The sequence below is a fragment of the Nocardia sp. NPDC004340 genome (assembly GCF_053602575.1).
Genome location: NZ_JBSGDW010000008.1, coordinates 38,477 through 61,665, shown reverse-complemented (window position 1 = coordinate 61,665; position 23,189 = coordinate 38,477). Strand labels below are relative to the sequence as shown.

The window sequence follows — 23,189 nt, the reverse complement described above, 5'->3', positions numbered from 1 at the left end:
GGGGCCCCCAGGGCAAGAAGGGGTGGGTAATCCCGGCCCGTGGCCTGTCAGCCCGCGAGGCAGCCCGGGCCCAGGAGGGCCTTGAGGTCTCCCATGAGCGCCGAGGACGGCGAGACGCGCAGGTTGTCGGCGACCTTCAGCTTGGTGGTGCGGTCGCGGGAACCGACGTGCTTGATGTGCACGTCCGCGGTGCCGGGGTGGCGGGACAGGACACGCTTGAGCTCGCCGATCTTGTCGGGCGTGCACAGGCGGGTGGGGATGACCACCTGCAGCGGCTTGTCGACGCCGATCGACGAGAGATCCGGCACCACAAGGTCGTTGGCGATCAGCGAGACCCGGTCGTCGCGGGCGTTGACGCGGGCCTTCACCAGCACGATGGCGTCCTCGGTGACGTCCATGCCGTAGACCGAGTAGGACTGCGGGAAGAACAGCACCTCGATGCCACCGGTGAGGTCCTCGAGCTGCGCCGAGGCCCAGGGCAGGCCGTTCTTGTTCACGCGGCGGGTGACATTGGCGAAGATGCCGCCGATGGTGACCTGCGAACCGTCTTTGATGTCGCCTTCGAGGATGGCCGGAATATTGGTGTCCGACTGCGCCGTCAGCACGTGCTCGACGCCGTTGAGCGGATGCCCGGACACGTAGAGCCCCAGCATTTCCCGCTCCAGGGCGAGCTTGTGCTTGGTCTCCCACTCGTCGTCGGGGACCTTCACATTGAAGACGCTCGCGATCGAGTCGTCACCCTCGTCCAGACCGCCGAAGAGGTCGAACTGGCCGATGGCCTCGGCCTTCTTGGTCGACATGCAGGCGTCGATGGCGTCGGAGTGCACCAGCAGCAGGCCCTTGCGCGGATGCCCGAGCGAGTCGAAAGCGCCCGCCTTGATGAGGGATTCGGTGACCTTCTTGGTGCAGGCGATGGCGTCGATCTTGTTCAGGTAGTCGGAGAAGTCGGTGAACTTCGACTTCTCCTTGCGCGCCGCGATGATCGAGGCCACCACGTTCGCGCCGACATTGCGGACCGCACCCATGCCGAAGCGAATGTCATTGCCCACCGAGGCGAATTCGAGTTCGGACTCGTTGACGTCGGGCGGCAGCACCTGGATGCCCAGGCGGCGGCAGTCGGCCAGATAGACGGCGGCCTTGTCCTTGTCGTCACCGACAGAGGTGAGCAGACCGGCCATGTACTCGGCGGGATAGTTGGCCTTGAGGTACGCGGTCCAGAACGACACCAGGCCGTAGCCGGCGGCGTGCGACTTGTTGAACGCGTACCCGGCGAACGGAAGAATGGTGTCCCACAACGCCTTCACCGCGGGCTTGGAGAAGCCATTGGCCACCATGCCCTCCTCGAAGCCCTCGAACTCGGCTTCCAGGATCTCGGCCTTCTTCTTACCCATGGCGCGACGCAGAATGTCTGCTCGACCCAGCGAGTAGCCGGCGACCTTCTGCGCGATCTGCATGATCTGCTCCTGATACACGATCAGGCCGTAGGTATCACGCAGGATGTCCTTGAGCGGCTCTTCCAACTCAGGGTGAATCGGCTTGACCTCTTGCCGCCCGTTCTTGCGGTCGGCGTAGTCGTTGTGCGCGTTCATGCCCATGGGGCCGGGGCGGTACAGCGCGAGCACGGCGACGATGTCCTCGAAGCCGGTGGGCTGCATACGGCGCAGCAGATCTCGCATGGCGCCACCATCGAGCTGGAACACGCCGAGAGTGTCACCGCGCGCGAGCAATTCGTAGGTGGCGGTGTCTTCCAGCGGCAGGGTGTCGAGGTCCAGGTCGATGCCGCGGTTGGCCTTCATGTTGACCAGGCAGTCACCGATGACCGTCAGGTTGCGCAGACCCAGGAAGTCCATCTTCAGCAGGCCGATGGCCTCACACGACGGGTAGTCCCAGCCGGTGATGATGGCGCCGTCCTGCGCGCGCTTCCACACCGGGATCGCGTCGGTCAGCGGCTCGGACGACATGATGACGGCACAGGCGTGCACACCGGCGTTGCGGATCAGACCTTCGAGACCGCGGGCGGTTTCGTAGATCTTGTTGACGTCCGGGTTGGTGTTGATGAGCTCGCGGACCTCGGCGGCCTCTTTGTACCGCTCGTGCTCCGGGTCCATGATGCCCGAGAGCGGAATGTCCTTGGCCATGATCGGCGGCGGCAGCGCCTTGGAGATCTGGTCGGCGATCGCGAAGCCGGGCTGGCCGAACTGCACGCGGGCCGAGTCCTTCAGCGCCGCTTTGGTTTTAATCGTACCGAAGGTGATCACCTGGGCGACGCGGTCGCTGCCCCACTTGTCGGTGGCGTAGCGGACCATCTCACCGCGGCGGCGATCGTCGAAGTCGATATCGATATCGGGCATGGACACGCGCTCGGGGTTGAGGAAGCGCTCGAACAGCAGACCGTGCGGAATCGGGTCGATGTTCGTGATGCCCATGGCGTAGGCGACCAGCGAACCGGCCGCCGAACCACGGCCCGGGCCGACATTGATGCCGACCGAGCGGGCGTAGGTGATGAGGTCGGCGACGATCAGGAAGTAGGCGGGGAAGCCCATTTCGTTGACGACGCCGATCTCGTAGTCGGCGCGGGTGATGTAGTCGGCCGGAACGCCGTTGGGGAAGCGCCGATCCAGGCCGCGCATGACCTCCTTGCGCAGCCAGCTGCCCTGGGTCTCGCCCTCGGGCACCGGGAAGATCGGCATGCGGTCGCGGTGCGCCCAGACGTCGTCGTAGGACTGGACGCGCTCGCCGATGAGGACCGTGTTGTCGCACGCGCCGGGGACTTCCGCGTCCCAGATGGCGCGCATCTCCTCGGCGGACTTGAGGTAGTAGCCCGAGCCGTCGAACTTGAAGCGGGTCGGGTCCGAGAGCGTCTTGCCGGTCTGAATGCACAGCAGCGCTTCGTGATTGCCCGAGTCGTGCTCGTGCACGTAGTGGCAGTCGTTGGTGGCCAGCGGCGGGATGCCCAGCTGCTTGCCGACGTTCAGCAGGCCCTCGCGCACCCGGCGTTCGATGGACAGGCCGTGGTCCATGATCTCGAGGAAGAAGTTCTCGGGACCGAAGATCTCCTGCCACTTGGCGGCGGCCTCGAGGGCCTCGCGCTCATGGCCCAGGCGCAGGCGGGTCTGCACCTCGCCGGACGGGCAGCCGGTGGTGGCGATGATGCCCTCGGCGTGCTCGGCGATGATGTCGGCGTCCATGCGCGCCCACTTGCCCAGCTGGCCTTCGATGGAGGCGAGGCTGGACAGTTTGAACAGGTTGCGCAGACCGGTCGCGTTCTCCGCGACCATGGTCATGTGGGTGTAGGAACCCGAACCGGAGACGTCGTCGCCCTTCTGCGACGGGTCGCCCCACAGCACGCGCTTGGTGTTGAACCGGGACTCGGGCGCGATGTAGGCCTCGATGCCGATGATCGGCTTGATGCCCTGCTTCTTGGCGGAGTTGTAGAACTCCGAGGCGCCGTACATATTGCCGTGGTCGGACATGCCGACGGCGGTCATTCCCAGCCGGGTCGCCTCTTTGAACAAGGGCGTGATCTTCGCCGCGCCGTCGAGCATCGAGTACTCGGTGTGGTTGTGGAGATGGACGAATGATCCCGACGAGGCTGACACCCGGACATACTATGCGGCCCCACCGACGAGTTCCGCAGCCACGCGGGGGCGCCTCCGATGATCGGCGTGGCGGGCCCTGCGTGTCGTGGCAGAGGTCACGCGGAGCCGCTCGCGGGCATCGGAATCAGGCGGCGGCGGGCCGGGCGAGGGTTGTGGTGCGGCGCGCCGCGTTGGCGCCCCGCACCGCCAGCGGCAGCACCCATGCCGACGCGATCTGGTCGAGGCTCATGGCCCCGATGCCTAGCCGATTGTGGACGAATCCGACCGACAGGCCCAGCCGGGGTTCCGCCCAGCCGAAGGACCCACCCAATCCGATGTGCCCGAAGCCGGCGCGCGCCCCCGGCACCGGCAGCGAGTGATAGCCCATGTGCCACATCATCGGGATGTAGAACAGCGCGTGGTCGAGCCGATAGCTCTCCACCTGCCGCATGGCCGCGATGGTCTCCGGCGAGAGGAACTGGCGGCCCTCGTGCATGCCCTCGTTGGCGAGCGCCCCGTACACCGTGGCCAGTCCGGTGGCGGTGCAGACGCCGTTGCCCGCGCCCAGTTCGGTGTGCAGGATCGGCGGGTCCTCGCCCTCGAGGAGTTGGTCGAGACCGGGCAGGAACAGCGCCCGCGCCGCCGCGCCGACCGCGCCGGGCAGTGAGTACGCGCGGCCGAGCACCAGCGAGACGTAGTTGGCGCCGACGGCCGACAGCTTGTTGCCGCTCAGCACCGCGGCGCTGGTCGGCGATCCCGCCGGGGGCAGGCCCAGGTGGATGCCCTCCGCGCCCAGCGGTTCGGCGACCTCGGTGCGGATCAGTTCGGCCATGCCGCGCCCGGTGACCGCGCGGGCCAGCCCGGCGAGCAGCCAGCCGAAGGTGAGCGCGTGATAGGTCGGGACGCCCAGCAGGTGATCGGGTTTCGCGGCGGCCAGCTGGTCTTCCATCATGCGATGGTCGAGCACGTCGTCGAGGCCGCGCGCGATCTCGGGCAGCCCGTAGAGCCCGGCGCGATGGGACAGCAACTGCCGCACCGTGATTCGACCCTTGCCGTTGGCCGCGAACTCCGGCCAGTAGTGGGCGACGGGGGCGTCGTAGTCGAGGAGACCGCGGTCGGCGAGCCGGTGGATGACGGTGGCCGCGATGCCCTTGGTGGCGGAGAAGACGATGGCCCCGGTGTCGGCGTCCCAGGCCCGGCCCGGCGCGGCCTCCCCCGTCCAGATCCGCACCAGCGGCTCCCCGCGCAGGTACACCGTGAGCGCGCCCCCGGCGCCAGGGTGACCGCCGACCAAGCGGGCAAAAGTGCGAACCAGCGGGCCGAATTCGGCGGCCGCGTAACCACCCACCGTGGAGGGCAGGTCGACGAGCCCCGTAGCGTCATTGCTCACGTAATCCACGGTACGAGTGACCAGTCACCGAGGGCAATGACGACACCGGGAGAGTTACTGTCGTTGGCCCAGTGGTTATTTCGAAGTGGCCGGGTAGTGACCCCGGCGTTATCGACGCGAGGTCTATCGAGATCAGCGGGGTGACGGTGGCGCGTCGGTAGGCTGAAGCGCATGCGGAAGCCGTGGTCGATGGTTGCGGCGGCGCTGGTCGTGATCGCCGCGCTGGTCGCCGGATGTTCGTCGTCGAAGCAGGAGAGCGCCCCTCCGATCACGCTGACCGGGGACTGGCACGGCACGATCGAAGTGCCCGATCAGCCGCTGGCGGTGGGAATCAGCTTCACCGCGGAGGGCACGGCCACCATCGACATTCCGGCGCAGGGCGTGGTGGACGGACCGTTGAGCGACGTCCGGACCGGCGCGGATGCCGTGACCTGGACGATCACCAAGATTCCGGGCACGCCGTCGTTCCAGGGCGTCTACGACCAGGGCTCCGACAGCATCAAGGGACAGTTCACCCAGTCGGGGCAGTCGTTCCCGCTGACCCTGACCCACGGCAAGGTCGAGGGGCCGCCGCGACCGCAGGAACCGAAGCCGCCGTTCCCGTACAAATCCGAGGATGTCAGCTATCGCAGCGGTGACATCACGATCGCGGGAACGCTGACCGAGCCGCAGTCGGGCGGGCCGTTCCCGGCGGTGCTGCTGATCAACGGCAGCGGAGCCAATGACCGCGATGAGGAACTGCTGGGCCACCAGCCGTTCCTGCTGCTCGCCGACACCCTCACCCGCGCGGGGTACGCGGTGTTGCGGACCGACAAGCGCGGTGTCGGGCAGACCGGCGGGCGGCTGAACAGCGCGACCTACAGCGATCTCACCGGCGACATCGCCGCCGGAATGACCTTCCTGCGCGGCCGTTCCGATATCGACGCCCAGCGGATCGGGCTGCTCGGGCACAGCGAGGGCGGGTATCTCGCACCGCTGTACGCGCGGCGACCGGACAGCGGGGTCGCCTTCGTGATCATGATGGCGGGCCCGGCGGTGCCCGGTTCCGAGGTGCTGCTGGAACAGAATCGGCTGATCCTGGCCGCGCAGGGCGCGACGCCGGAGCAGGTCGGCAAGCAGGTCGGGTTCACCTCGACGCTGTCGTCGGTGCTGTGCAAGGGCGATCTGGTGGCCGCCAAGGACTATGTGCGCCAGCACAATGACACGCTCCCCGCGGACGAACGGCTCTCCGAGGAGGCCATGGACGAGATAGTGTCGCCCTACATGGCGGCGCTGGTCTGCTACGACCCGGCCCCGGCGCTGTCGGCGCTGCGGGTTCCGGTGCTGGCGTTCTACGGCAGCAAGGATCTCCAGGTGCCGGCGGCCCAGAACGAGGGCCCGGCGCGGACGCTGCTGGCCGCGGATCCGGACGCGACCGTGATGGTGTTCGACGGTCTCAATCACCTGATGCAGCCCGCCGACAAGGGCACGCCGGACGAGTACGCCCGGATCGAGACCACCATCGACCCGCAGGTGCTGACCACTGTGACCGGCTGGCTGACCCAGCGCTTCCCGCCCGGCCACTGAACCACCCGCCCGAATCGCCCGTATGGACCGAAAGAGTGGCGGACGAGCCAACCGATTGCGAGAGTGGTGTCGTGGGATTCTACGAGGATCGAGTCGTGCCCCGGCTGGTCGACCTGTGCTGCGGCGCGAAGAACATGAACGGCGAACGCAAGCGGGTCTGCGCCGGACTCCAGGGCCGGGTCGTCGAGATCGGCTTCGGATCCGGGCGCAATGTGCCGTTCTATCCGGAGACCGTGAAGTCGGTGAGCGCGGTCGAGCCCGCCGATCTCGGCTGGCGGATGGCCGCCGGACGGGTGGCCGCGTCGACGATTCCGGTCGAACGCGCCGGCCTGGACGGACAGGCACTGCCGTTCGCCGACAACAGTTTCGATTCCGCGCTGTCGACGTGGACGCTGTGCACGATTCCCGATGTCGAGGGCGCGCTCGCCGAGGTGCGCCGGGTGTTGGTGCCGGGCGGCACTTTCCATTTCGTCGAGCACGGTTTGGCGCCGGATCCGGGTGTCCGGAAATGGCAGCACCGGCTGGACCCCCTCGAGCAGAAGGTCGCCGGTGGCTGCCATCTCAACCGCGATATCCCCGGACTGATCGAAGGCGCGGGTTTCGAGATCCGCGATATCGACCGGTATTACCAGCAGGGCCCCAAGCCCTGGGTGGCGTTCTCCCTGGGCACCGCGGTCGCCTCGTAGCGGTTATTCCGCCTGCGGCCAGCCGCCGTACGGGACGGTGATCAATTCCAGGTAGTGGCCGACGGGATCGAGGAAATAGATCCCCCGGCCCCCGTCATTGTGATTGATCTCGTTGACGCCCTGCTGGCGCGGATCGGCCCAATACGTCATGCCGTACCGCTTGATCTTGGCGTATGCCGCATCGAACTCGTCCTCGGAAACCAGGAACGCGTAATGCTGTGGCTGCGGTTCGCCCTCGAAACCCGGTGGCAGATCGGCGAAGTCGAAGTTGACTCCGTTCCCGACGGAAATCGGAATGAACGGCCCGTACGGCTTGCCCACTTCCACCCCGAGGATATCCGCCCAGAATTCGGCGGAAACCCGATTGTCCGTGCACGCGACAATGGTGTGGTTGAACTGGATAGTGATAGGAATTCTCCTGTGTTCGTGGCGATCCCGACCCTGGACCGGTACAAGTCGGCCGACAGGAGCACCGCCACTGACTCGACGTTAACCACGTTCCCGAGAATTCGCCAAGGGCGGTGTGGCGACCGTCACACACGAGGTCCGCGCCCGAACGGTCATGCCCGCCGGGGCGCGGAGTACTCCTGTTCCGGGCGGCCGGTGCTGCCGTAGCGCAGCTGCATCCGCAGGTCACCGGCACCGACCAGGTTCGCCAGATAGCGTTGCGCGGTGGCGCGGGAGATGCCGATGGCGGCCGCCACCTGAGCCGCCGACATGGCCGCGGCGGCGTCGCGGACCGCTTGCAGCACCAGATCTTTCGTCGGCGAGGCGGCCGCCGCCGCGCCGGTCGACACGCCGGCCGGGGATGCCGCGGGGCGCAGCGCCGCCAGCGCGGCATCGACATCCGCGGCGGTCACCTCCGGGCCCGAGAGCAGTCGCCGATAGCGCGCGTAACCGGCCAGCCGGGTGGCGAGCGCCGCGTGATCGAACGGCTTCACCAGATACCCGAGGGCGCCGGCCGACAGCGCGGCCCGCACCGTGGCCGATTCCGTTGCGGCGGTGAGCATCATGGCGTCGCAGGTGAGCTCGCGGACCAGGTCGACGCCGGAGCCGTCGGGCAGGTAGACGTCCACCAGCGCCAGATCGAAGGCGTCCTCGGCCAGTGCGGCGCGGGCGGCGGCGATCGAGTTCACGGTGGCTCCGACCGCGAATCCGGGGAGTGCGGAGACGATTCCGGCGTGCAGGTTCGCGACGCGGAAGTCGTCGTCGACCACCAGGACGGTCAGTTCTCCTCGGCCCACGCCGGCTCCTCCTCGGTCAGTACGCCCGGCATGCGGGCGATGAACTCCGCTCCCCGCAGCCGGGACTCCTCGTCCCCTGAATCGTCGCCCACCCCACCGGGGTCGCCGAGCAGTACCTCACCGCCGCGGGCGCGCGCCACCTGGCGCGCGAGTGCCAGTCCCAGGCCGCGTCCGCCGGTTCCGCCACCGGATTTGGTCGAGACTCCTTCGGCGAAAATCGAATCCGCGAGCTCGGGCGGTACGCCCGCCCCGCTGTCGGCCACCGCGAGGTGCAAGGTGTCGCCGTCGCGCACCAGCTCGACCTCCACCACGGGTTCGCCGCCGGGAGCCGGGGCGCTGCCCGCCGCGTCGATGGCGTTGTCGACGAGATTGCCGAGCACCGTCGTGACGTCCACGGGGGCGGCGAGATTCGCGTCGACCCAGGTGTTGGGGCCGAGGCGGAGGTGGACGCCCTGTTCACGGGCGTGGGCGGCCTTGGCGGCCAGGAAGGCTTGCAGGTAGGGGTCTCTGATGGTGTCGATGCCCGGCAATGTGGTGCCGAGAGGTCCGGATCCCAGTAACTCCTCGAGGTAGCGGGCGGCCTCGTCGGGGCGGCCGGTGTGGAGGAGGCCGTTGAGGAGGTGGAGGCGGTTGGCGAATTCGTGGCGCTGGGCGCGCAGGACGGTGCTCATGGTGGAGACGGCGTCGAGCTGGCGGGTGAGGGATTCGACGTCGGTGCGGTCGCGGACGGACAGGACCGCGCCGAGGGCGCGGGCGTCGCGGGTGACGGTCCGAGCGGTGACGACCACGATGCGGTCACCGACGGCGGCCTGGACCGGGGTGCCGTCGGCGGCGCGGAAGGCTTGCAGGACACGGGGAGTCAGGCCGATGGAGTCGATGCCGCTGCCGGGCGCGGGATCGATGCCGAGCAGGCGGCGGGCCTCGTCGTTGACGACGGTGATCCGGGATTTCGCGTCGGCGGCGACCACGCCCTCACCGATGCCGTGCAGGACGGCGTCCTGCTCGCGGACGAGGTCGGCCAGATCGGCGGGTTCGAGACCAAGGGTCAGGCCGTGCCAGCGACGGGCCAGCAACACCGATCCGGCAATGCCCGCCAGCAGCGCGCCGCCGACCAGCAGACCGGCCCGGCGCAGATCCCGCAGCAGCTGTTCGTGCACGGCCGCGGTCGAGATGCCGACGCTCACCTCGCCCACGACCCGGCCGGGACCCGGCTGCCCGCCCGGCGAGCCCTGCGGATCCGGTTGCAGGACCGGAACTTTCGCCCGGACCGATTCGCCGAGGGTGCCCTGCTCCTGGATCACGACCTCGCCGCCGCCCAGGGCGCCGGAGGGATCGGTGCTGACCATCTCGCCGAGGCGGGCGCGGTCGGGGTGGGCCAGGCGGATGCCCGCGTCATCGGTGATCACGACGAACAACGCACCGGTGCGCAGCCGGGCGCTGTCCGCGATCCGCTCGAGTTCTCCGTCCGCGAGCTCCGTCTTCAGGCCCGGACCGGTCGGAAGCGGACTGTCCGCGTAGTGCGCGACGGCGGCGCGGACCTGCGGGTCGGAGGCGACGGTGCGGGCGATGGCCAAGGCGCGCTGCCCGTATTCGCCCGAGAGGCGGTCGCCGCCGACGTAGGCGAAGACGCCGAAGGCCAGGCCGACGGTCAGACCCACCACCGCGATCTGCAACAGCAGGATCTGCGTCCGGAGCCGGACGGAACGCGGGCCTGGCGACAACACGACGCCAGTGTAGACAACCCTCCGCAAACGCCTGAGCAGAATGCGCAAAACGGTCGAATCGCTGCTTGTGTGACTTGCGCGCACAACCGGATGGAGTGTGACCCGGCACACGTAGCTTCGCTTCGACGCCGCAGCGGCGGCACTGGAACGGAGCGGTAATGAGCACAACGACCACGGAGCGCGGTGGCACGACGCCACCGATCGAGCCGGCACCCCTGATCGAATTGCGCGGCGCGACCAAGCGGTTCCCCGGTAACAACGGCGGCATCCACACCGCGGTGCGCGACCTGAACTTCACCGTCGCCGCGGGTGAGTTCGTCGCCGTCGTCGGCCCCACCGGCTGCGGCAAGTCCACCACCCTGTCGCTGGTGTCGGGCCTGGAACCGGCCTCGGCCGGTCGAACCCTGGTGCGCGGCAAGGATGTCCGCGGCATTCCGGACGGCGTCGGCTACATGTTCCAGCAGGACGCGGTGCTGCCGTGGAAGTCGGTGCTCGAGAACGTGGCGCTGGGCCCGAAGTTCCGGGGCGTCGGCAAGTCCGAGGCGCGGGAGCGGGCGGCGCGCTGGGTGCGCACGGTCGGGCTCGGCGGGTTCGAGAACTACTTCCCGCATCAGCTGTCCGGCGGTATGCGCAAGCGGGTGGCCCTGGCCCAGACCCTGGTCAACGATCCCGAGATCATCCTCATGGACGAGCCGTTCAGCGCCCTGGACGTGCAGACCCGCCAGCTCATGCAGGACGAACTGCTGCGCGTGTGGTCGGGCTCGGACGGCTCCGAGAGCCGGGAGAAGGGCCGCGCGGCGGTCATTTTCGTGACCCACGACCTGGAGGAGGCCATCGCCCTCGCCGATCGGGTCGTCGTCATGACCGCAAGTCCCGCGACGGTGTGCGGCGATTTCGAGGTCACGCTGGACCGGCCGCGCAACGTCGAGGAGGTGCGGCTCACCGAGGAGTTCCGCGACCTCTACAAGGAGATCTGGGAAACGCTGCGCGATCAGTTCGAGGCGGCTCGCACGAAGGGAGCGGCCCGTGTCGCTTGACGCATCGACGCTCGATGTCATGGACAAGACCGCCGCCGCACCGGAATTCGAGGTGGAGACCGAGGAGCAGATCCTCGCGCGGGTCCGCTCGCAGGCCCGCCGGAACAAGATCCGCACCTGGGGTCTGCGCGCCCTGATCGTGGCCGTGTGGCTGGGTTCCTGGCAGCTCACCGCCACCTACTGGATCGACCCGTTCTTCTACTCCAAGCCATCGCTGATCTGGGACCGCCTGGTCGAATGGTTCACCGAGGGAACCCAGTTCGGTTCGATCTGGCTGCAGCTGTACACCACCGTGCAGGAGGCGGTGCTGGGCTTCGCCATCGGCACGATCGCGGGCATCGTGCTGGGCGTGCTGCTGGGCCGCTCCCGCTACTGGGCCGATGTGCTGGCCCCGTTCATCAAGGCGCTCAACGCGGTCCCGCGCATCGTGCTGGCCTCGCTGTTCATCATCTGGTTCGGGCTGGGATTGCAGTCCAAGGTGGCCACGGTGGTGGTGCTGGTGTTCTTCGCGGTGTTCTTCAACGCCTTCACCGGCGCGCGTGAGGTGGACGGCAATGTGATCAACAATGCCCGCATCCTGGGCGCGAGCCGCCGTCAGGTGCTGGGCTCGATCGTGCTGCCCAGCGCCACCACCTGGATCCTGTCGTCGCTGCACACGGCGTTCGGTTTCGCGCTGATCGGCGCGGTGGTCGGCGAGTACGCGGGCGCCAGCAAGGGTTTGGGCCTGCTGATCAGCAATGCGCAGGGCACGTTCGACGCGGCGGGCATCTACGCGGGCATGATCATCATCACCGTGGTGGCGCTGGTCGCCGAATGGCTGATCGGGCTCGCGGAGAACCGGCTGCTGAAATGGCGTCCGTCGCAGGCCGGTTCGGGACACGGGATCTGAGCCATGAAGTACCGCAAGCATATCGCCGTGATCCTGCTCGCCGTCGGCTCGCTGCTGCTGGCGACCGGCTGCCGCGACTCCCGCACCATTCCGACCGCGAACGGGCGGCCGCAGATCACCATCATGGTGGGCGGCCTGGAGAAGGTCATCTACCTGCCCGCCATGCTGACCGAGCGGCTCGGCTTCTTCCGGGCCAACGACCTCGACGTGCACCTGCTGGGCGAGCAGTCCGGCGCGAACGCCGAGACCGCGCTGCTCACCGGCGACGTGCAGGCCGTGGTCGGCTTCTACGACCACACCATCGACCTGCAGGCCAAGGACCAGTGCCTGAAGACCGTGGTGCAGTTCGCGGACGTGCCGGGCGAGGTGGAGCTGGTGTCCAAGGACGACGCTGCCGCCATCAAGTCGCCGGCGGACTTCAAGGGCCGGAATCTGGGTGTCACGTCGCTGGGTTCGTCCACCGACTTCCTCACCCAGGCGCTGGCCGGGCAGGCCGGACTGGGGACCTCCGACTACACACGGGTGAAAGTCGGTGCGGGACAGACCTTCATCGCGGGCATGAACCACGATGGCATCGACGCGGGCATGACCACCGATCCGACCGTCGCCAAGATGGTCTCCTCCGGGGACGCCCGGGTGCTGGTGGACATGCGCAACGAGCAGGGCACCCGGGCGGCGCTCGGCGGACTGTATCCGGCCGCGTCGCTGTACATGCGGTGCGAGACGGTGCAGGCGCATCCGGACATCGTGCAGAAGCTCGCGAACGCGTTCGTGGAGACGCTGCGCTGGATCAAGGCCCACTCCCCCGAGGAGATCGCCGCCGAGATGCCCGCCCAGTACGCGGGCGGCGATCCGAAGCTGTACGTCAAGTCCATCACCGACTCGATCAGCATGTTCAACGGTGACGGCCTGATGAAACGCGAAGGCGCGGAGAACGTCCTGCGCATCCTCGGCCAGTACTCCCGCAATGTGGCTCCCGTCAAGGACCGTATCGACCTGGACGCCACCTACACCAACGAGTTCGTCGGCAAGGCCCAGGGCGCACACCGACCCTGACCCGGCCGCCCGGAACCGCACACCGCATGAGGGGGTGTGCGGTTCCGAGCTAGGCGGAGGTCTTCGCGGCGCGGCGGGAGCGGCGCAGAGCGTCGGCGGTGAAGATGGCCAGCGCCAGCCAGATCAGCGCGAAACCCGCCCAGCGGGAGGCGGGCATCGGTTCGTGGCCGACGGCGACACCCCAGGTCAGCTGGAGCGCGGGCGTCAGGTACTGCAGGATTCCCATGGTGGACAACGGGACTCGCGGGGCGGCCAGCGCGAACAGCACCAGCGGGACCAGGGTCACCGGACCGGTCAGCATGAGCAGTCCGGTGTGCCCGGCCGAGGAGCCGAAGGTCGCGTTGCCGGTGAGCGCGATGGCGATGACCGCGATCAACGCGAACGGCGCGGCCGCCAGCCCCTCCGCCGCCAGCCCGGGCAGCGCGTCCAGCCGGATCACCTTCTTGACCAGACCGTAGGTGGCGAACGAGCAGGCCAGGATCAAGGCGATCCACGGCGGCCGCCCGTAGTCGACGGTCAGCACGATCACCGCGGTCGCGCCCAGCCCGAGCGCCACCCACTGCGGGGTGCGCAGCTTCTCGCGGAAGATGAGGACGCCGAACGCCACCGTCACCAGCGGGTTGATGAAATAGCCGAGCGCGCACTCCACCACGTGATGCGAGATGACCCCGTACACATAGGTGCCCCAGTTCAGCGAGATGGCGGCCGAGGCCACCGCCGCCAGCCGCCAGGTCCGCGCGTCGATCCGCCGCAACTCCCCTAGCCGCCCGGCGACCAGCAGCACCAGCAGCGCGACGACCAGGGTCCACAAGATTCGCTCGGCCAGCACCTCCCCCGCGCTGGCGAAGGACAGCAAACCGAAGAACGCGGGGAACAGACCCCACAGGAAGTACGCGCCGATCCCGAAAGCGATCCCGGCATCCCGCTCGCCGTCGTGCCGCGTGAAGCGGCCACGCCACCCCCGCTCGGCCGTCACCGTCGCGGCGCCCGCGGCCGGGTGCGGGGCGGGGGACTTCGGATGCTGATGTCCTTCGGCCACTCAATTACGTTAGCGTGCGCAACAAGCCCTTTTCCCGATGTCCGATTTGTCGTATTTGCCTTTGACCTGGCACAGCGCGCCTTTTCGACACCTCCGATGTCAGCTACATCTGGGTTAACGGCCCGGAAGGGCTAGCCTGGTCGGCATGTCGATCACCGCGCAGGCAGCGAGTCCGCCGAGCCCACCCGCGCTGGGGCTCACCTCCGCCGAGGTGGAGCAGCGGCGGCGGGACGGGCTGACCAATGACGTGCCGGAACGGGCCAGCAGGTCGGTCAAGGACATCGTCAGGGCGAACGTCTTCACCCGGATCAACGCCATCCTCGGCGTGCTGTTCATCCTGGTGCTGGCCACCGGATCGATCATCGACGGCATGTTCGGCCTGCTGATCGTCGCCAACAGCGCGGTGGGCATCATCCAGGAGATCCGGGCCAAGAACACCCTCGACAAGCTGGCCATCGTCGGACAGGCCAAACCGGTGGTGCGCCGCGACGGGCAGGCCACCGCGGTCACGCCGCAGGAGGTCGTGCTCGACGACATCATCGAACTCGGCCCCGGCGACCAGATCGTCGTCGACGGCGAGGTGATCGAGACCGAACTCCTCGAGGTCGACGAGTCACTGCTCACCGGCGAGGCCGACCCCATCGACAAAACCCGTGGCGCGCAGATCATGTCGGGCAGCTTCGTGGTGTCCGGCAGCGGCGCGTACCGGGCCACCAAGGTCGGCAAGGACGCCTACGCCGCCAAACTCGCCGACGAGGCCAGCAAGTTCACCCTGGTCAAGTCCGAGCTGCGCAGCGGCATCGACACCATCCTGAAAGTCATTACCTACCTGCTGATTCCGGCGGGCCTGCTGTCCATCTACAACCAGCTGTTCTCCTCCAAGGAATCCTGGCGGCCCGCGGTCAACGGCATGGTCGCCGCCCTGGTGCCGATGGTGCCCGAGGGCCTGGTGCTGATGACCTCCATCGCCTTCGCCGTCGGCGTGGTCCGGCTCGGCGCGCGCAAGTGCCTGGTGCAGGAGCTGCCCGCCATCGAGGGCCTGGCCCGGGTGGACGTGGTGTGCGCCGACAAGACCGGCACCCTCACCGAGAACGGCATGCGGCTGGCCGAGATCCGGCCGGTCGACGACAGCGGGCGCGCGGTGGACCCGGCGAACGACGGCCAGGCCCCCGAGGAGTTGCGCCGCGCGCTGGCCGCCCTCGCCGCCGACGACCCGCGCCCCAACGCGTCCGTCCTCGCCATCAAGGAAGCCCTGCCGGACGCCCCCGGCTGGCAGTCCACCGGTCTCGCGCCGTTCTCCTCCGCCAAGAAGTGGAGCGGCATGTCCTACGGTGAGCACGGCAACTGGCTGATGGGCGCGCCCGACGTGCTGCTGGACCCGGACACCGAGATCGCCGCCACCGCACAGGAGATCGGGGCCAAGGGCCTGCGCGTGCTGCTGCTGGCCCGCAGCGACCGCCCGGTCGACGCACCCGACGCGCCCGGCCAGGTCACCCCGGCGGCGCTGGTGGTGCTGGAGCAGAAGGTGCGGCCCGACGCCAAGGGCACCCTCGAATACTTCGCCTCCCAGCATGTTTCGACCAAGGTCATCTCCGGCGACAACGCGGTGTCGGTCGGCGCGGTCGCGTCCTCGCTCGGGCTGAGCGGCGGCGACGATCCGGTCGACGCCCGCACGCTGCCGACCGATCAGAACGAACTCGCGGACGTGCTCGACGAGAAGACCGTCTTCGGCCGGGTCCGCCCGGATCAGAAGCGCGCCATGGTCGGAGCGCTGCAGTCTCGGGGTCACACCGTCGCCATGACCGGCGACGGCGTCAACGACGTGCTCGCCCTCAAGGACGCCGACATCGGCGTCGCCATGGGCTCGGGCAGCCCCGCCACCCGCTCGGTGGCACAGATCGTGCTGCTGGACAACAAGTTCGCGACCCTGCCGTACGTGGTGGCCGAGGGCCGCCGGGTGATCGGCAATATCGAGCGGGTCTCCAACCTGTTCCTCACCAAGACCGTCTACTCGGTGGTGCTGGCGTTCCTGGTCGGCATCGCGGGCATCGGGTCGCAGATCTTCCACTACAAGGCGATCGGCTACCCGTTCCTGCCCCGCCACGTGACGATCGCCGCCTGGTTCACCATCGGCATCCCGGCCTTCATCCTGTCGCTCGCGCCCAACAACGAGCGCGCCCGCACCGGATTCGTCGGCCGCGTCATGCGTTTGGCGATCCCGTCCGGCGTGGTGATCGGCGTGATGACGTTCATCTCCTACCTGATCGCCTACCGGGGACCCGATGCCGGAGAGACCGCGAAGGTGCAGGCCGGCACGACGGCGCTGATCACGCTGCTGATCATCGCGGTGTGGGTGCTGGCCATCGTGGCCCGGCCGTGGAACTGGTGGAAGATCCTGCTGGTCGCGGGTTCCGTTGCGGGATACCTGATCCTGTTCGCGGTGCCGTTCACGCGGCACTTCTTCAAGCTGGATCCGTCCAATGTCGCGCTGACCACCTCGGCGGTGGTGTGCGGCGCGATCGGCGTGGTGCTGGTCGAGGTGGCGTGGTGGCTCAGCGCCAAGTATCTCGGCGACACCCCGCACAACGCACCGGCCCTCCTGGACGAAAACGACTGAATCGCACGATGTTCCGGAGCGGCGGCGCACCCCACGGTGTGCCGCCGCTCCGCTGTTTCCAAACTGGTCGCATGGTTTGGCTCGCCGGGTGGTCGGCCGTCCTGGGCAGCGGTCGAAATCGCAGGTACCTTGTGCCCCATGGAGGTCTTGCTGCATCAGCTCGACGCATTCGCCGACGCGCCGTTCTCCGGCAACCCCGCGGCGGTCATGCCGCTGCTGTCGTGGCTGCCCGACGAGCTGCTGCAGCGGCTGGCCGAGGAGAACAACCTCGCCGAGACCGCCTTCTACACCTCCGCATTACCCGTGGAAGCGGGTGTGCCGCCGGACAACTCGCCCGCCTTCCACCTGCGCTGGTTCACCCCCACCGTGGAGGTCGACCTCTGCGGGCACGCCACCATGGCCACCGCCGCCCAGATCCTCGACGACATGCACCCCGGCGCGGACCGGGTGCACTTCTACACCCGCAGCGGCTGGCTGCGCGTCGACCGCGACCGCGACGACCTGGTGCTGGACCTGCCGTCGGTGGCATCGGTGGAAATCGATGCGCAGGAGGAACTTCCGCACCGGCTCGCCGAGGCGCTCGGCGTGCGGCCGCTGCGCGCCTTCGAGGGCATCGACGTGGTGCTGGTCGTCACCGCCGAACACGAAGTGCGCGAATCCCGCCCGAACTTCGCCGCCTTCCCCGACCTGAAACGCGCCGCCATCCTCACCGCCGAAGGCACCGAGGTGGACTTCGTCTCCCGCGTCTTCGCCCCCGGCCAGGGCATTCCCGAAGACCCCGTCACCGGTTCCGCGCACGCCCAGCTGACCCCGCTGTGGAGCCGCGAACTGGGCCGCACCAGCCTCACCGCCCGACAGCTCTCCCGCCGCGGCGGCTCCCTGCGCTGCACGCTGACGGGCGACCGCGTCCGCCTGACCGGCCGCTGCCGCCGCTACCTCGACGGCGTCGTCCGCATCCCGGACTGAGAGCCGCGTCAGCGCGCGACGATCTGCCGGGTGAGCGTGTCCAGGTCGTCGGCCCGGTAGCCGGGGTAGCCGTGCATGATCTCCCGCCACTCCGCGGGCACGGCCGACGCGCCCCAGCGGGCCCCGAGCAGGCCGCCCGCAATGGCCGCGGTGGTGTCGGTGTCGCCGCCCGCGCGGACCGCCAGTTCCAGTGCGGCCGGGAGGGTTTCGGCGTGGGTGATCGCCCACCACGCGGTCTGCAGGGCGTGCACCACCCAGCCGTTCTTGGCGAAGTCGGCCGGGACGCCGGTTTCGGCCTTGTCCAGCAACGGTTCCCAGAATCCGGTGTCCACCTGCGACAGCGCCTCCCGCAGGCCGTCGTAGGTGCCGAACAGCACGGCGTGGCGGATGGCGAGGGTCCAGAGTTTGCACGCCTGCATGGCCTGCATGTCGTAGTGGGTCAGGGAGCTCACCAGTTTGGCTGCCTTGCCGCACTTCTCGGCATCGTCGAGGTAGGCGAGGGCGACCGGGGCGGTCCGCATGAGCGACCCGTTGCCCGCCTTGAGCCCCGGCAGATCGTGCGCCCGCAGCTGCATGGCCCGGCCGGTCCGATCGCGGTGCTCGAGCACCTGCCGCGTCTGGTTCCCGATATCGACGGGCTTGGAGTCCCACCACGCAACGAATTCGGCGGCCACCGCGTCCAGCCCCTCGGGGCCGCACAGGTCGCCCGCCACCGCCGCCGCGCGGGCCACCGCGACCGCCATGGCGGTGTCGTCGGTCCACTCCCCCGGCGCCCACCGGAACGCGCCGCCGCCCTTCATATGGATCTCCACGTCGGGACCGGGATGGGTGAACTCGTATCCGGCACCCAGCGCATCCCCCGCCGCGGTCCCCACCAGCACGCCCAGGGCCCGATCAGCCTGCTCCGGCGTCAATTCCATCCGCAATCGCCTCTTCCGCTCCGATGCCGTCGGCATCGATCCGCCACGCGTATCCGATCCACTACGACGTTACCCACCCCGGGGCCACGCCGAACCGGGCATCCGCGGTCTTCACGGGTTCTGGACTACCCTCGGAATCACTCCGGTGCAGTGTCGCCGCCGCTGTCGTTCCGTGCACTCCCTCCCGCCACTCGGATGCAAGATCCGGAGGTTCTGCCGATGAAGAACCAGCTCGCCGGCCATTCCGACCGGGCCGCCGCGGACCCGCTGTCCGCGCCCCTGGCCCCCGTCCCGGGCTCCGGCCACATCTTCGACGTCGACCGCCGCCTGAGCACCGTCGACATGGACGAGAACCGGAAGATGCGCATCGACGGCATCGCCCGCCATCTCCAGGACGCCGGGGTCGACCATCTGATGCACATCGGCTCGCTCGAATCCCACCCACACTGGATCGTGCGGCGCACCGTCATCGACGTGCTGCGCCCGATCGCCTGGCCCACCCGGCTCCGTGTCCGTCGCTGGTGCTCCGGCGTCTCCCCGCGCTGGTGCACCATGCGCGTCCGCATCGACTCCGAGGCCGGCGGCCTGGTCGATACCGAGGGCTTCTGGATTCACGTGAACAAGGCGACGATGAGCCCCTCCCGCCTCACCGACGAATTCTTCGAACTCATGGCCACCACCACCGACGACCACCGCCTGCGCTGGCGCCAGTGGCTCGACGCCCCGGCCCCGGCGGCCGACGGCACCCGGTACACCTTCCGGCGCGCCGACACCGATCACTTCCGGCACATCACCAACACCGCGTACTGGCACGCCGTCCACGAATTCGCCGCCGACGCACCCGGACTCACCCGCGGCCCGCACCGCTACATCCTCGAGTACAACAAGCCGATCCGCTTCGGTGAACCCCTCGACATCCACGCCGTCGACGCCCCCGGCGCGCTCACGCTCTGGTTCACCGTCGACCAGGAGACACGCGCCATCGCCCAACTCCGCCCACTGGAGGACGACTGATGCTCCCCACCCCCGTTTCCGCCGAGGATCTCAATATCTACGGCCAGGCCGACCTGCCCTGGGACCGCGTCCTGAAGGCACTCGACATGGCCATCGGCCTCCCCGAGACGGCCGAATTCCTCAGCACCGTAAGCCCTTCCGGCAAGCCCAGCTCCGCCGGAATCGGCTGCGTCGAAGCCGACGGCCGGCTCTACTTCACGAGCGGACCGGCCACCAGGAAGTCCCGGAACCTGGCCTCGAACCCGAATTGCACGCTCTCACTCCGCCTCCCCGGAGTGGACCTGGTCCTCTCCGGGGAGGCTCACCGAGTTTCCGGCACGGTCGAACTCGACCGCGTCACGGCTGTCTACCGCGCGGGCGGATGGCCCGCGGAACGATCGGGAGACGAGGTCACCGCCCCCTACAGCGCCCAGAGTGCGGGTCCCGCACCATGGCACCTGTACCGCTTCACCATCCACTCGGCCGTCGGGGTGGCGCTGACCGATCCACACGGGGCAACCCGCTGGCAGTTCGCGCACCGAGGGATGGCGCTGTCACAGGAGCACTCAGATGCACCAGATGACGCTACCGAGGTTGAAACACCACGCAGCTGATCCGAACGATCCGTCGATCGGCGTGGCGGAGGTCGCCGGAGGCGCCGGAGCGGTGGCGTCGGCGCCGGCCGCGGGTGCGGCCAAGACCAGCACGGGCGCCGCAAATACTGTCGCCGCTACGGTTTTCATGATCTTTCTGGACATTTTGCTTCCTTACCACGAGCTGTTGTGATGTCCGCGTCTACCAGGCTGCGTTGCCGAGCTACCGGACCTGACCACGATCGCGTCGCACGCCGAATCGGCTCTGCGACACCCGATTGGCTCTTTGGTGAAGTAGTAAACCTTGTGAAGCACATGCGACGTCCCGATCGGAACGCGCATTGTGGCCGGCCGAGAGCTACCGCATCGACCTGACCGGAAAGGACGTCATGTGGAACGACGCCAGGTAAGAGCATACTCCCGGCTATCAATCGATTCGGACGGAGCGAGCAGATTTAGTTGATGAAGATTCTGCAAAGTCGAGCGTCCAGGAACCGGTCAGCCGGCGGGGACGGGGCCGTCGTCGGGGCCCGGGACCGCGGCCTCACGCTGCTCGGGCAGGAGCGGCGAGACGGCGAAGACGGCGGCGGAAGCGTCGGCCGGTAGCGCTTCGACCGCGCGGATTCCAGGACGGGTGGCCACGGTTCGCAGCTGGGAGAGGGAGCCGTGGACGACGACGCCCACGACGCACGCGCAGTCGGCGCGCAGCCGGGCGGCGACGAGGTCCTTGACCTGCGCGGAGCGGGTGTCGAAGGTGGTGGTCGATTCCATCTGGGCGGCGGCGGATTTCACCGAGGCGACCGCGACGCTCTCCCCCGATGGCACACCGATCGCGATGATGGGCGTCGCGACCCGGTCCACCCACACGTGGTAGTCGACCTCCGAGACGCGCAGGCCCGCACTGAATTCGGGGATGCGGTCGGCGGTGACGCCCTCGGTGAAGGACAGCAGGGCCCAGTGGCCTCCGGAGTCGCTGCCTTCCAAGGAATTCCGGGCGCGGGTCAGGTAATCGGCCACCGGCTCACCGCTTTCCGGTCCCAGCCGGTCGGTCGCGATGATCCCCGGCCGCGGCGGGTTCGCCCAGCCCAGGACGAGGATCAGGACGACGAGAAGCACCGCCGCCGTGGCGATCCCGGCGCGGCGCGGGGTCGAGCCCGCCACGCCGCGCGGCCGCGGTGCATCCACTCGGAGCTCCGATCAGTGCTGACGCAGGACGTCGAGCGCGTGTTCCAGGTCGGCGGGGTATTCGCTGGTGATCTCGACCCAGCGGCCGTCGGCGGGATGGTTGAAGCCCAGCTGGCGGGCGTGCAGCCACTGCCGTTCCAGACCCAGCCGTTCGGCCAGGCGCGGGTCCGCGCCGTAGGTGAGGTCACCGCAGCAGGGATGGCGCACGGCCGAGAAGTGCACACGGATCTGGTGGGTGCGGCCGGTCTCCAGGTGGATGTCGAGCAGGCTGGCGGCCTGGAAGGCCTCGACCGTGTCGTAGTGGGTGACCGACGGGCGGCCGTCGGCGGTGACCGCGAACTTCCAGTCGTTGCCGCGGGCCCGGCCGATCGGAGCGTCGATGGTGCCGCTCGACGGATCCGGATGGCCTTGCACCAGAGCGTGATACCGCTTCTCGACGGTGCGGTACTTGAAGGCGCGCTTGAGCTGGGTGTAGGCGTGCTCGGACTGCGCGACCACCATCACGCCGGAGGTGCCGACGTCGAGACGGTGCACGATGCCCTGGCGCTCGTGCGCGCCAGAGGTGGAGATGCGGTAGCCCATCGCGGCCAGACCGCCGACCACGGTGGGGCCGGTCCAGCCGACACCGGTGTGCGCGGCCACGCCGACCGGCTTGTCCACGGCCACGATGTCGTCGTCGGCGTAGAGGATCTTCATGCCCTCGACGGGGGTCGCCTCGACGGTGAGTTCGCGCTTGGGCTCGGGGAATTCGACCTCCAGCCACGCACCGGCGGTGAGCCGATCCGACTTTCCGGCCGCGACGCCGTCGAGCTGCACCGAGCCGTCCTCGGTCATGGCCGCCACCGCGGTGCGGGACAGGCCCAGCAGCCGCGAGAGCCCGGCGTCGACACGCATGCCGTCCAGGCCGTCGGGCACGGGCATGCTGCGAGTCTCCCTCATGCCGCCTTCCCCTCCGCGGTCGTCGCGGACGCGCGGTGCATGCGGGTGCCGTCGGGTTCGAAACCGAACACCGTCAACGCCACCAGCAGGATCGCGCCGCACACGATGGCCGAATCGGCCACATTGAACACCGGCCACCAGCCGACCGCCACGAAATCCACCACGTGACCCTGCAGCGGGCCGGGCGCTCGGAACAGGCGATCGATGAGGTTGCCGAGCGCGCCGCCCAGCACCAGGCCCAGGCCGATGGCCCACGGCAGCGAGCGCAGGGTGCGACCGATCCGGATCACGCCGATCACCACGGCGGCGGCGATCAGGGTCAGCAGCCAGGTCATGCCGGTGGCCATGGAGAACGCCGCGCCCGGGTTGCGGACCAGCGACAGCCGCGCCCAGTCGCCGATCAGATAGATCGGCTTGCCGGGGGTCATGGTGGAGACCACGATCGTCTTGGTCAGCAGATCCAGGCCGAGCACCACGGCGGCGAGCACCAGCAGATTGCGCAGGCGCAGCGGCTGCGACGCGGTCTCGGCGGGAGCGCTGTCCGACTCGGCGGGTTCGCCGGCGGGGGAAGCCTCGGCATCGATCGCGGGAACGGTCTCCCTTGGCGACTTGTCTGGTTCCTCAGCGCCCGTTTCGCGCGGCCGGTCGGTACTCACCCTGACATCATTCCTTATCGACGCCCGCGGACTCCGAACGGTCCGGGCCGGGCGGCTCCGAACCGCCGCGCGGGCCGACCCGGGGCCCGTCCCGGCGGACCGAAACGGCGG

Annotated in this window: 20 protein-coding genes; 10 read left to right on the top strand and 10 right to left on the bottom strand. The window is 68.8% G+C overall.

The window, feature by feature from the left end; all coding sequences use genetic code 11:
• Positions 1-47: 47 nt before the first annotated feature.
• Together dnaE and ACWEOI_RS27325 are read right to left on the bottom strand one after the other, a co-directional pair.
• Positions 48-3,599 carry a DNA polymerase III subunit alpha gene (dnaE, locus tag ACWEOI_RS27330; protein WP_433666764.1) on the bottom strand — a complete coding sequence of 1,184 codons (3,552 nt, stop codon included), beginning with the start codon at positions 3,597-3,599 and terminating at the stop codon, positions 48-50.
• A 124-nt stretch (positions 3,600-3,723) separates the two neighbouring features.
• Positions 3,724-4,968, bottom strand: a complete 1,245-nt coding sequence (locus tag ACWEOI_RS27325) for a serine hydrolase domain-containing protein (protein WP_452361455.1) — start codon at positions 4,966-4,968, stop codon at positions 3,724-3,726.
• A gap of 171 nt (positions 4,969-5,139) precedes the next feature.
• Between ACWEOI_RS27325 and ACWEOI_RS27320 the strand changes: the two genes are divergently transcribed.
• Both ACWEOI_RS27320 and ACWEOI_RS27315 read left to right on the top strand, forming a co-directional pair.
• Complete coding sequence (locus ACWEOI_RS27320) at positions 5,140-6,534, top strand: alpha/beta hydrolase family protein (RefSeq protein ID WP_452361454.1); 1,395 nt, start codon at positions 5,140-5,142, stop codon at positions 6,532-6,534.
• Between the two features lie 71 nt (positions 6,535-6,605).
• The gene (locus ACWEOI_RS27315) at positions 6,606-7,220 is read left to right on the top strand and encodes a class I SAM-dependent methyltransferase (RefSeq protein ID WP_452361453.1); all 615 of its coding nucleotides are present in this window, start codon (positions 6,606-6,608) and stop codon (positions 7,218-7,220) included.
• 3 nt (positions 7,221-7,223) lie between these two features.
• Here ACWEOI_RS27315 and ACWEOI_RS27310 read toward each other — a convergent pair whose 3' ends face one another.
• The 3 genes from ACWEOI_RS27310 to ACWEOI_RS27300 all read right to left on the bottom strand — a co-directional run bounded on the left by ACWEOI_RS27310 (position 7,224) and on the right by ACWEOI_RS27300 (position 10,188).
• Positions 7,224-7,628: a VOC family protein gene (locus ACWEOI_RS27310; protein WP_452361548.1), complete on the bottom strand. Its 405-nt coding sequence runs from the start codon at positions 7,626-7,628 to the stop codon at positions 7,224-7,226.
• Positions 7,629-7,780: 152 nt separating this feature from the next.
• Positions 7,781-8,464, bottom strand: coding sequence for a response regulator (locus ACWEOI_RS27305; RefSeq protein WP_452361452.1), 684 nt, complete (start codon positions 8,462-8,464; stop codon positions 7,781-7,783).
• Positions 8,446-10,188, bottom strand: coding sequence for an ATP-binding protein (locus ACWEOI_RS27300; RefSeq protein ID WP_452361451.1), 1,743 nt, complete (start codon positions 10,186-10,188; stop codon positions 8,446-8,448). Before ACWEOI_RS27300 ends, ACWEOI_RS27305 begins: the two co-directional genes overlap by 19 nt.
• A 158-nt stretch (positions 10,189-10,346) precedes the next feature.
• Here ACWEOI_RS27300 and ACWEOI_RS27295 point away from each other — a divergent pair, with 158 nt between their 5' ends.
• From ACWEOI_RS27295 to ACWEOI_RS27285, 3 genes are read left to right on the top strand one after another with little or no spacing between them, the layout of a single operon-like run.
• The gene (locus ACWEOI_RS27295; RefSeq protein ID WP_452361450.1) at positions 10,347-11,225 is read left to right on the top strand and encodes an ABC transporter ATP-binding protein; all 879 of its coding nucleotides are present in this window, start codon (positions 10,347-10,349) and stop codon (positions 11,223-11,225) included.
• Complete coding sequence (locus ACWEOI_RS27290; protein WP_433666771.1) at positions 11,215-12,114, top strand: ABC transporter permease subunit; 900 nt, start codon at positions 11,215-11,217, stop codon at positions 12,112-12,114. Before ACWEOI_RS27295 ends, ACWEOI_RS27290 begins: the two co-directional genes overlap by 11 nt.
• Before the next feature lie 3 nt (positions 12,115-12,117).
• Positions 12,118-13,170: an ABC transporter substrate-binding protein gene (locus ACWEOI_RS27285; protein ID WP_452361449.1), complete on the top strand. Its 1,053-nt coding sequence runs from the start codon at positions 12,118-12,120 to the stop codon at positions 13,168-13,170.
• Positions 13,171-13,219: 49 nt separating this feature from the next.
• Here the strand turns inward: ACWEOI_RS27285 and rarD are convergent, their stop codons facing one another.
• Positions 13,220-14,146: an EamA family transporter RarD gene (gene rarD / locus ACWEOI_RS27280; RefSeq protein WP_452361547.1), complete on the bottom strand. Its 927-nt coding sequence runs from the start codon at positions 14,144-14,146 to the stop codon at positions 13,220-13,222.
• Positions 14,147-14,354: 208 nt separating this feature from the next.
• Here rarD and ACWEOI_RS27275 point away from each other — a divergent pair, with 208 nt between their 5' ends.
• Complete coding sequence (locus tag ACWEOI_RS27275; RefSeq protein ID WP_433666773.1) at positions 14,355-16,826, top strand: HAD-IC family P-type ATPase; 2,472 nt, start codon at positions 14,355-14,357, stop codon at positions 16,824-16,826.
• Positions 16,827-16,964: 138 nt separating this feature from the next.
• On the top strand, positions 16,965-17,792 hold the full coding sequence (locus ACWEOI_RS27270; RefSeq protein ID WP_452361448.1) for a PhzF family phenazine biosynthesis protein: 828 nt from the start codon (positions 16,965-16,967) through the stop codon (positions 17,790-17,792).
• An 8-nt stretch (positions 17,793-17,800) separates the two neighbouring features.
• Here ACWEOI_RS27270 and ACWEOI_RS27265 read toward each other — a convergent pair whose 3' ends face one another.
• Positions 17,801-18,712 (bottom strand): ADP-ribosylglycohydrolase family protein, encoded by a 912-nt coding sequence (locus ACWEOI_RS27265; RefSeq protein WP_452361447.1) that lies wholly within the window; start codon positions 18,710-18,712, stop codon positions 17,801-17,803.
• 219 nt (positions 18,713-18,931) lie between these two features.
• On the opposite strand from ACWEOI_RS27265, the gene ACWEOI_RS27260 reads away from it, so the two are divergent.
• Genes ACWEOI_RS27260 through ACWEOI_RS27250 form a run of 3 tightly spaced genes read left to right on the top strand, consistent with a single transcriptional unit; the run spans position 18,932 to position 20,491 of the window.
• Entirely contained in the window at positions 18,932-19,726 is a 795-nt protein-coding gene (locus tag ACWEOI_RS27260) for an acyl-[acyl-carrier-protein] thioesterase (RefSeq protein ID WP_452361446.1), read from the top strand.
• A complete protein-coding gene (locus tag ACWEOI_RS27255; RefSeq protein WP_433666776.1) occupies positions 19,726-20,319 on the top strand; it encodes a pyridoxamine 5'-phosphate oxidase family protein in 594 nt (197 codons plus the stop codon). Before ACWEOI_RS27260 ends, ACWEOI_RS27255 begins: the two co-directional genes overlap by 1 nt.
• On the top strand, positions 20,276-20,491 hold the full coding sequence (locus ACWEOI_RS27250; RefSeq protein WP_452361445.1) for a hypothetical protein: 216 nt from the start codon (positions 20,276-20,278) through the stop codon (positions 20,489-20,491). The genes ACWEOI_RS27255 and ACWEOI_RS27250 overlap by 44 nt, the downstream gene beginning before the upstream one ends.
• Before the next feature lie 305 nt (positions 20,492-20,796).
• Here ACWEOI_RS27250 and ACWEOI_RS27245 read toward each other — a convergent pair whose 3' ends face one another.
• From ACWEOI_RS27245 to lspA, 3 genes are read right to left on the bottom strand one after another with little or no spacing between them, the layout of a single operon-like run.
• The gene (locus ACWEOI_RS27245) at positions 20,797-21,483 is read right to left on the bottom strand and encodes a hypothetical protein (protein WP_452361444.1); all 687 of its coding nucleotides are present in this window, start codon (positions 21,481-21,483) and stop codon (positions 20,797-20,799) included.
• A gap of 12 nt (positions 21,484-21,495) precedes the next feature.
• Entirely contained in the window at positions 21,496-22,422 is a 927-nt protein-coding gene (locus ACWEOI_RS27240; RefSeq protein WP_357095098.1) for an RluA family pseudouridine synthase, read from the bottom strand.
• Positions 22,419-23,078: a signal peptidase II gene (gene lspA, locus ACWEOI_RS27235; RefSeq protein WP_452361443.1), complete on the bottom strand. Its 660-nt coding sequence runs from the start codon at positions 23,076-23,078 to the stop codon at positions 22,419-22,421. The genes ACWEOI_RS27240 and lspA overlap by 4 nt, the downstream gene beginning before the upstream one ends.
• Positions 23,079-23,189 lie beyond the last annotated feature (111 nt).